The organism is Micromonospora sp. NBC_01739 (assembly GCF_035920385.1).
Lineage (GTDB): Bacteria > Actinomycetota > Actinomycetes > Mycobacteriales > Micromonosporaceae > Micromonospora.
In genome coordinates this window covers 2,664,431-2,673,764 of sequence record NZ_CP109151.1, presented here as the reverse complement: position 1 = coordinate 2,673,764, position 9,334 = coordinate 2,664,431, and the positions used below count along the sequence as shown (strand labels likewise).

Annotated in this window: 2 protein-coding genes; both read left to right on the top strand. The window is 68.0% G+C overall.

What is annotated here, in order from left to right; translation table 11 throughout:
* The first annotated feature begins 92 nt into the window (after window positions 1–92).
* Entirely contained in the window at window positions 93–3,365 is a 3,273-nt protein-coding gene (locus tag OIE53_RS11780; protein WP_327026645.1) for a non-ribosomal peptide synthetase, read from the top strand.
* Between the two features lie 2 nt (window positions 3,366–3,367).
* The gene (locus OIE53_RS11775; RefSeq protein WP_327026644.1) at window positions 3,368–9,298 is read left to right on the top strand and encodes a polyketide synthase; all 5,931 of its coding nucleotides are present in this window, start codon (window positions 3,368–3,370) and stop codon (window positions 9,296–9,298) included.
* Window positions 9,299–9,334: the final 36 nt, after the last annotated feature.

Sequence of the window (9,334 nt, the reverse complement as noted above, 5' to 3'; positions counted from 1 at the left end):
CGGCCGGCGTGACGACGATCCCTCACCCCGGCGCCGGTCGCCGGGCGCCACGACCCGAACACCGCGTGGGTGCTAAGTAGAGAGCCTGGTTCATGGTTGAGAGAGACAACATCGAGTCCATCGCCGGCCTGGCCGCGATGCAGAAGGGCATGCTCTTCAGTCACGCCGTGGACACCGGCTCGGACGCCTACGTGGAGCAGTTCGACTTCATGATCACCGGCGAGGTCGACGTCGAGCACATGCGGGCGGCGCTCGCGGGCGTGTCCCGCACCTACAGCGTCCTGCGCACGATCTTCTCGTACCGCAACACCGACCAGCCGTACCAGATCGTGCTGAAGGAGTGGGCGCCGCAGCTCGACGTCCGCGACTACCGGGACCGGCCCGACCGTGACCGGGACGTCGAGGAGTTCAAGGTCGCCGACCGCGTGAAGGGCTTCGACCTCAGCGCGGACGTCCTGCTGCGGGCGACCCTGATCCGGCTGGCCGACCGCCGCTGGCGTCTCGTGTTCACGTTCCATCACATCATCCTGGACGGCTGGTCGCTCGGCCCGCTGTTCGGGACGCTGATGGGCTACTACGAGGAGCTGACCCGGTCCGGCTCGTTCCAGTCGCGGCCCGAGGCGCTGCCCTACCGCGACTACGTCACCTGGTACGAGCGGCAGCACGACGAGGACGCCCGGCGGTACTGGGCGGAGGCGTTGGAGGGCTACGAGACCGAGGCGGTTCTCCCCGCGAGCCCCCGTCCCGGCGGCTACCGTGGCGCGACCCACCGCTTCGCCCTCCCCGCCGAGCTGTACGACGGGCTGAAGGGGTTCGCGCAGAAGGCCGGGGTGACGCAGAGCGCTGTCTTCCAGGCCGCCTGGGGCATCGTGCTGCAGAAGTTCACCTACGCCGACGACGTCGTCTTCGGTAGCGTCGTGTCCGGGCGCGGCACCGAGATGGCCGGCATCGGCGAGGCGGTGGGGTTGTTCTGCAACACGCAGCCGGTCCGGGTGACGACCACGCAGGACCAGCACTTCACCGGGCTGTGCCGGGAGGTGCAGCAGTCCTACCTGCGGGCGAGTGCCTTCGAGCACTACGCGCTGCACGAGATCCAGGGCCTCACCCCGCTGAGGAACAAGCTTCTCAACCACGTCGTGGCCTTCGAGAACTACCCGTTGTCCGAGCAGTTGCGCGACTTCGCCGGCGACACCGGTGACGGGCTTGCGTTCGACGGCGTCGAGGTCTTCGAGCGGACGAGCTACGACCTGCACATCGTGGTCAACCCCGGTCGGGACTTCGCGATCACGTTCGCCTACAACGAGAACCACTACGCACCGGGGTTGATCCAGGCGCTGGAGCACAGCCTGCGCAACGTGCTCACCGCGGCGGTGCGCAACCCGCGGGTACGCGTGGCGGACATCGCCCTGTGGGACAGCCGGGCGGCGGACGTGGCGGTGCCGCAGCCGGCTCACTCCGCCATGCTGGACTCATCGGTGGTGGACGTCTTCGCCGATGTCGCCGCGACCCACGCCGAGAAGACCGCGCTGGTGTGGCGGGGCAGGGAGTTCAGTTACGCAGAGGTGGACCGCTGGTCCGATGCCGTGGCCTGGGAGCTCAAGAGCCGTGGCGTGATTCCGGGCGTGGCGGTCGGCGTGCTCGCGGACCGCCGCCCGGAGCTGATCGTGGCGATCCTCGGCCTGTTGAAGAACGGGAACTTCTACGTCCCGATCGACACCAAGGATGCCAAGCCCAGGGTGGAGTACGTCGTCGCCGACGCAGGCGTGCGCGACCTGTGCACCGTGGCGGAGTTCGCCGACCGGGCGCCGGCGGCGACCCGGGTGCTGCTCGTCGACCCGCCGATCGGGGACGTGCCGCCGTTTCCCCGGCAGCGCAACCTGAACGGCGCCACGGCGTACCTCATGTACACGTCGGGCTCCACCGGTAACCCCAAGGGTTGCAAGATCACGCACCGCAACATCCTGCGCCTTGTCGCGGACCAGGAGTTCTTCGACTTCGACGACCGTCAGGTCCTGATGTTCACCGGCTCGCCCGCCTTCGACGCCAGCACGTTCGAGATCTGGGGAACGATGCTGTTCGGCGCGACCCTCGTGCTCGCCGACGAGTTGGACGTGCTCGACGGTGATCTGATGCGCGAGGCGATCAAGCGCAACGAGGTGACCGGCATGTGGCTCACCGCGCCGCTGTTCAACCAACTCTGCGACCACGACCCGGCGATCTTCGACCGGCTCGGACACCTCATCGTGGGCGGCAGCGCGTTGTCGGTCCAGCACCTTACGAAGGTCCGCAGCGCCTGCCCGAGCCTGCGGATCACCAACGGCTACGGTCCCACCGAGAACACGACGTTCTCAACGACGTACCAGATTCGGGACGAGGACCTGCTCCGCGAGCGGATTCCCATCGGCCACCCGCTGGCGCACTCGTCGGCCCACGTCCTGGACCGGGGCCTCAACCTGCTGCCACCCGGCGCGGTCGGCGAGCTGTGCGTGGGGGGTGACGGCGTGTCGACCGGGTACCACAACCGGCCGGACCTCGACCTCGCCGCTTTCGTCACGGTGCCGGCGCTGTCCAGCCGCCGCCTCTACCGCACGGGTGACCTCGTCCGCGAGCTGCCCGACGGGTCGCTCGACTATCTCGGCCGTGCCGACGACCAGGTCAAGATCAGCGGTTTCCGGGTCGAGTTGGGCGAGGTCGAGAGCGTGCTCCGGTCCGTCGAGCACGTCGAGGACGCCGCCGTGATCTGCGTCGAGGTGGACGGGGAGAAGAGCCTGCGCGGCTACTACGTCGCCGGTAAGCGGATCGCGCCCGAGGTGGTACGGCAGGGGATGGCGCAGCAGGCCGCCCCGTACATGATCCCCGCCGGGCTGGTGCAGCTCGACCGGATCCCGTTGAACAAGAGTGGCAAGGTCGACCGGACCCGGCTGGCCGAGATCCGCCCCGAGCCGGAGGCCCGCCCCGAGGCGCCGCATCTCGGACCGGTGTCCGACATGACGCGGATCCTCTTCGACATCATCGCCGACCTCGTCCCCGCCGAGACGATCGACGTCGACCGCAACTTCTTCGACCTCGGGATCAACTCGCTCAACCTGTTGACCATCAACAACCGGCTGCGCAAGGTGCTCGACCGGAACGTGCCGCTGGTACAGCTCTTCCAGCACACCTCCATCGCCTCCCTCGCCGCCTTCCTCGCCGTCGCTGACAGCGGCGACGATCCGACCGCCGACCCCGACGACGCCGAAGCCGACGCCGAAGACGCCTTCGCCGAGCAGGAGGAGGAGCACACGTTCTCCGCCACCGCCCTGCTGCGCGAGATCGCGGACGAAATCGCCGAGGAACTCGCCGCCGATCTTGAAAAGGAGCTCTGACCATGCCGGAGAGCAGGGCCACCAAGCGCCGCGAGACCGGGCTGGAGATCGCCGTCGTCGGCATGGCCGGCCGGTTCCCGCAGGCCGAGGACATCGACCAGTTCTGGGCCAACCTGGTCGAGGGCGTCGACGCCATCTCCCGCTTCACCGACGACGAACTGCTCGGGGTGGGTGTGGCCAAGACGGCGCTCGACGACGAGAGGTATGTCCGGGCCAAGGGTGTGTTCCCGAACATCGAGTACTTCGACGCGGAGTTCTTCAACTACGCCCCGGCCGACGCCACCCTGCTGGATCCTCAGGTCCGCGCCCTGCACGAGGAGGTCTTCCACGCCCTGGAGGACGCGGGCTACTCGGCGGAGGGGCGGCCCGAGGCCATCGGCCTGTTCCTCGGTGCGACGAACAATCTCCCCTGGGAGACGCACACCCTGACCCGGCACATCCTGGAATCCGGGATGACGTTCACCGGCATGCAGCTCAACGACAAGGACTTCGCCGCCACCCGGATCGCGTACGCCCTGGACCTGAAGGGCCCCGCCTTCACCCTGCACACGGCGTGCTCGACCTCGTTGGTCGCCATCGACATGGCGTGCCGTAACCTGTGGACCGGGTCGTGCCAGATCGCGCTCGCGGGCGGGAGCGGGCTGACGCTTCCGCACAAGAACGGGTACCGCTACCAGGAGAACATGATCCACTCGCCGGACGGCCACTGCCGGCCGTTCGACAAGGACGCGGCCGGCACCGTCGAGGGCAACGGCGTCGGCATCGTGGTGCTCAAACGGCTGGAGACCGCTCTGCGCGACGGCGACCACGTCTACGCGGTGATCAAAGGCTCGGCGGTCAACAACGACGGTAACCGCAAGGTCGGCTACACCGCGCCGAGCATCGAGGGACAGGCCGAGGTCATCCGCAAGGCCTACCGCGTCGCCAACGTCCCCCCCGCCGAGGTGTCCTACGTCGAGACACACGGCACCGGCACCTCGCTCGGCGACCCGATCGAGATCGAGGCGCTGCGTAAGGCGTTCGGCGCGGCTGAGCCGGACACGACCGGGATCGGCTCGCTCAAGGCGAGCATCGGCCACCTCGACACGGGCGCCGGCGTCGCCTCCCTGATCAAGGCGTGCAAGATCCTGCAACACCGGACCGTGCCGCGCAGCCTGCACTTCCAGGAGCTGAACCCGAACGTCGACCTTGAGGGCAGCCCGTTCTACGTCGTCGCGGAGCAGCAGGAACTGCGGCCGAAACTGTCGAAGGCCGGCGAGGTGCTGCCGCTGCGCGCCGGCGTCAGCTCGTTCGGCATCGGCGGCACCAACGCACACGTGGTGCTGGAGGAAGCGCCCGAGGCGAGGCCGGCGCCGTCCAAGGGCCGGACGTACAACACGTTCGTCGTCTCGGCGACGTCCGCGGACGCCATCGGGCGGATCAAGCGGAACTTCGTCGACTACCTGGCCGCGCACCCGGACCTCGACGGCTCGGACCTGGCGTGGACACTCCAGAACCGCCAACGCCGCCTCGCACACCGGTACGCCGTGGAGTTCGGTGACGTCGAGCAGTTGCGCGAGCGGCTCCAGGAGTCACTGGACGCCGACGAACCATCCGCGCAGGTCCACAAGAACGCGCGTCGCGACGTCTACTTCCTCTTCAGCGGTCTCGGCGCGCAGCACCTGCGCATGGCCCGCGGCCTCTACGAGACGGAATCCGACTTCCGGGCGTACCTGGACGAGTGCTTCACGATCAGCGCGGACCTGGGCCACGAGGTGCCCCGCGAGGTCTTTTTTGGCGACTCCGCGGCGGCGGAGAAGCAGCTGAACAACATCGGGACCACCCAGATCCTGCTGTTCATGCTGGAGACGTCGATGGCCCGGACGCTCATCGGGTGGGGTCTCAAGCCGAAGGGGATGATCGGGCACAGCACCGGGGAGCTGGCGGCGGCGTATGTGGCCGGCGTGTTCTCGCTGGCGGACGGCATCCGCCTCGTCCAGGCCCGGGGCAGCCTGATGGACACGACGGCCGACGGGGCGTTGACCTCGGTGCGGGCGCCGGAGGACGTCGTCCGGGGCATGCTGACCGACGAGTTGGCCATCGCCGCGGTGAACGGCCCCGAGGACTGCACCGTCTCCGGTACCCCGGGGGCCGTCGCCGAGATCGAACGGCAGTGCGCGGAGCGGGAAATCAAGTTCTCGCACATCGAGGCCGACCACGCCTACCACTCGCAGTACATGGACTCCATGCTCGGCCGGTTCCGTGCGGTGATGGACCAGGTGACCCTGCACCAGCCGAAGATCCCGTACCTGTCGAACGTGACCGGTACGTGGATCACGGCGGCACAGGCCACCGACCGCGACTACTACTGCTCGCACGCCCGCGAGACGGTCCGGTTCGCCCCCGGCGTCGAGGCGATCCTGGAGCGCGGCGGCACCCTGTTCGTCGAGGTCGGACCGGGCAAGTCGCTGTCGTCGTTGGTGCGCGCCATCGCCCGCGACGCCGCGGTCACCACGGTGAACATGCTGCGGCACCGGATGGAGGAGATCGAGGACGGCGAGCACCTGGCCCGTGCGGTCAAAAAGCTCTGGGAGAACGGCGTCTCGCTGGACTGGAAGGCGTTCCACAAGGGCCGTCTGCCGCGCAAGGTGACGTTGCCGCTGTATCCGTTCGAAAAGGTCGAGTATCCGGTCGACATCGAACACTTCCAGCAGCTGGTCGAGGGCCAGACCGACGGCGGCCCGCGCGTCGCGACCGTCGCGCCGGCCCGGCAGGCTGTCACCGGCGCCGTCGCCACGACCGGGCCGGTACCCGCGTCGCGGCTGGCCTGGGCGCCGTCCATGCGCCCGTCCTCGACCGGGAAGGAGCAGCCGAAGGTCCTGATCGTCCTGACCGACGACCGTCGTGGGCTCAAGCGCGTGCTGGACGAGGTCGCGCACTGGCGGACGCTATATGTTTCGTTCGGTGCGCAGTACCGGTTCGAAGGGCAATCCGGTGCGGTGGTCCGCCCCGGCCACGACGACGACCTCAAGCGGCTGCTGGACGACCTGGAACGGCACGCCCTGGCCGGTGACACGGTCGTGGTGAACCGCACCGACCGCCCGTCGCTGGTGACCACCCTGCGGGGACTCTGCGCGGCCATCCCCGGGATGCGGGAACGGTGTGTGAAGGACGTCGTGGTGCTGGACACCGGTGACCTCCTGGGCGCTCACGGCGACGTCGTGCCACTGCTCATCGGCATCAACCACGAGCACCCGACGTTCCGGGTCCGGGCCGTCCGGTGCGACTCCTCCCTCGATGGCCGTGCCGGCCGGGCAGCATGGCGCGAACACCTCCAGACCGAGCTGGAGGCGCACCGGCCCGACGACGTCGCGGTCAGCTACGAGCGGGGTCGGCGATTCGTGCCCCGGATGGTCCCGCTGGACGGCGCCGTCGCGGCGGCCGGGCGGGCGGTGAGGACGGCGGTCCTCGGTCGTCGTCGCGACATCGAGGACATGGTGCGCGACCTCGCGGGGGCGAACCCTGCCCGTACCGTCGAGATCCTGCCGTTCGACCTCGGCTCGGACTCCGCGGGAACCCGGGTCGGCGTGGTGGACGAGCGCATCACCGTGCGTCCCGTGGTCACCGGGTCCACGTGGGAGGAGCTGGCCGGCACGCTGTCGACCGGGTTGCGTGCCCTGCCCGCCGTCGACGAGGTCGTGCTGTGGGACACGCCGAGCCGGGACGGCGCCACCGACGGTCTCGACCAGCGTCGACTCCTCGGCCTGCTGACCGAGGTGGGCCGGGAGCGGCGGATCCCGTGCTACGTCCTGTCCCGGCCGGGTCTGCACCGGGACGGGTGGGACCGGCACGTCACCACCTGGTTCGCCGACAACGAGCGCGGCGCTGCCGAAGCGGGCGTCACGCGGCTCTACTCGTTCGCCGACCTGCGGGAGGCCGATGGTTCGGTCCTGGACCTGTTGCCCAGGATGCGCGACGGCGGTATCCGCACGGCGTACCACGGCGTGGACCTTCTCCGGACGCAGGCGGCGGCCAAGCTGGTCGATGTCGAGGTGGAGCCCGGCGGTGCCGACGAGCGGCAGGCGATCGCGGCGGTGATCGAGCGTGAGATCCGGACGCTGCTCGGCTTCAGCGAGATCGACGGCCGCGCGGACATCTTCGACATCGGCCTCGACTCGGTGAAGCTGGTGCAGTTCACCAACGCCCTGGACAGGAACGGCTACAAGGTCCTCGCCAAGGAGGTCTACAACCACCCGACGATCGCCGGGCTCGCCGCCTTCATCGAGCGGACGATCAGGCGTGGCGGATCGGAGGACATGTCCTTCGACAGCCTCGCCGTGCTGCTGGAACAACGCCTCGGCGCGCCGTGTGCCTTCCGTGAGGTCAAGTCGGGACGTGACGAGGACACGCTCGTCGTGCTAGCCGTGGCGGGCCTGGACGACACGCTGAAGAAGCGAGTGGTCCGGGAGTTCACCGAGCTCCGGGTGCCGACCGAATTCCTGCCGCACTACGTGGTTCGGGGCGGCCCGGAGGACATCGGCATGGGCTGGGACTTCGAGGCGCTCAAGGCGAGCGCGGGCCTACCGTCCTACCCGGGCGGCTATGCCGCGGTCTTCGACGAGATCGACCGCCGGCAGGAGGAGCTGCGCAGGTCCATCGGCGCCCAGCCGGTGAAGTGGACGTACCCGATCAGTGCGATGCAGAAGCAGCACTTCGCCACCGAATCGCGCCTCCAGCTCTACCTGATCCAGCTCCGCGAGCTCGTCGACCTCGACGTGCTCCAGCAGGCGCTGTGCGACGTGATCGGGCGACACGGGCTCATGCGCAGCTTCCTGGTCCGGTCGTTCGGGCGGTTCCGGTGGAAGGAGTTCGAGGCTCCCGAGGTCATCGCGCTGCCGCGCCTGGACATGTCCGGCCTGGAGCCGCACGAGCAGGAGGAGCTGCGGGCGGAGTTGGTCAAGCGCGAGTGGAGCATGGACTTCAAGGTCGTCGACAAGCCGATGTACCAGGTCGTCCTGATCACGTACAACGACCGCTCGCACGACCTGCTCTTCCAGTTCGACCACTCGATCTTCGATGCGGCGTCCGGCCAGTTGTTCCGGGGCGATCTCCTCAAGCGCTACGAGGAGCTGATGGCCGGCACGAGTCGGGCGATGCCGATCGCCAAGAGCTACCGGCACCTGCAGGACCAGATCGCCAAGGGCCCGGTCGACATCACCTCGGACGAGTTGATCGACAAGTTCGACCTGGTGGAGTACGTCCGGTACGCGAAGACCATCCAGGAGAAATCTGCCCGGTTCGCGGACAGCCAGATCCGGGACGTCCGCTACTCGGTCGACCTGGACCGGCTTCGGGCCGCCGACGGCACCGAGCCGGACCTGTTCTACCTGGTCGTGCACCTCTACGCCCGCGTCGTCGGCCGTCTGCTCGGCATCGACAAGGTGGCGCTGATCACGCTCCTCCAGTCGCGCGTGTTCGAGGACAAGGACTACTCCGAGGTGATGGGCATGGTCCTCGGCAGCCTCCCCGTGCTGGTGCCGGCGGAGCGCGACACGATGGGTGACCTCGACGGGATCATTACCGACAAGGTCCGCATGATGAACAAGAACAACGTCAGTTTCCTGAACCTGGTGCAAAACGTACGGTCGATTGTCAAACACCGGAAAGTACTGTCCGTGATGGGCAAGACACTCCGACCGACGTGCTTGCTGAATTTTGTCGGAAATGTCGAGGACGAATACGATGCAATTTGGGACATGACGCTCGCGCAGTTGACCGACGATCAGTCCAAACTGGACTATGCCGACTGCTACTGTGTCTCGAAGGTCGGCAACGGACGCCTGGATCTGCTCCTTCTGAGCAAATGGGTCGAGGACCCGCATGAGCTGGTCCGAATTCTGGATGACGAGGTCGAGTATCTGACTGGCCGCGTTTCCGCCAGCTATGGTTTGTGATTGCCGAAGGAGGGTGATAATGGCTGTAATCGAACT

Excerpts from the sequence above, each read along its gene's own strand:
- OIE53_RS11780 (WP_327026645.1), top strand. The coding sequence starts at position 93 with ATGGTTGAGAGAGACAACATCGAGTCCATCGCCGGCCTGGCCGCGATG.
- OIE53_RS11775 (WP_327026644.1), top strand. The coding sequence starts at position 3,368 with ATGCCGGAGAGCAGGGCCACCAAGCGCCGCGAGACCGGGCTGGAGATC.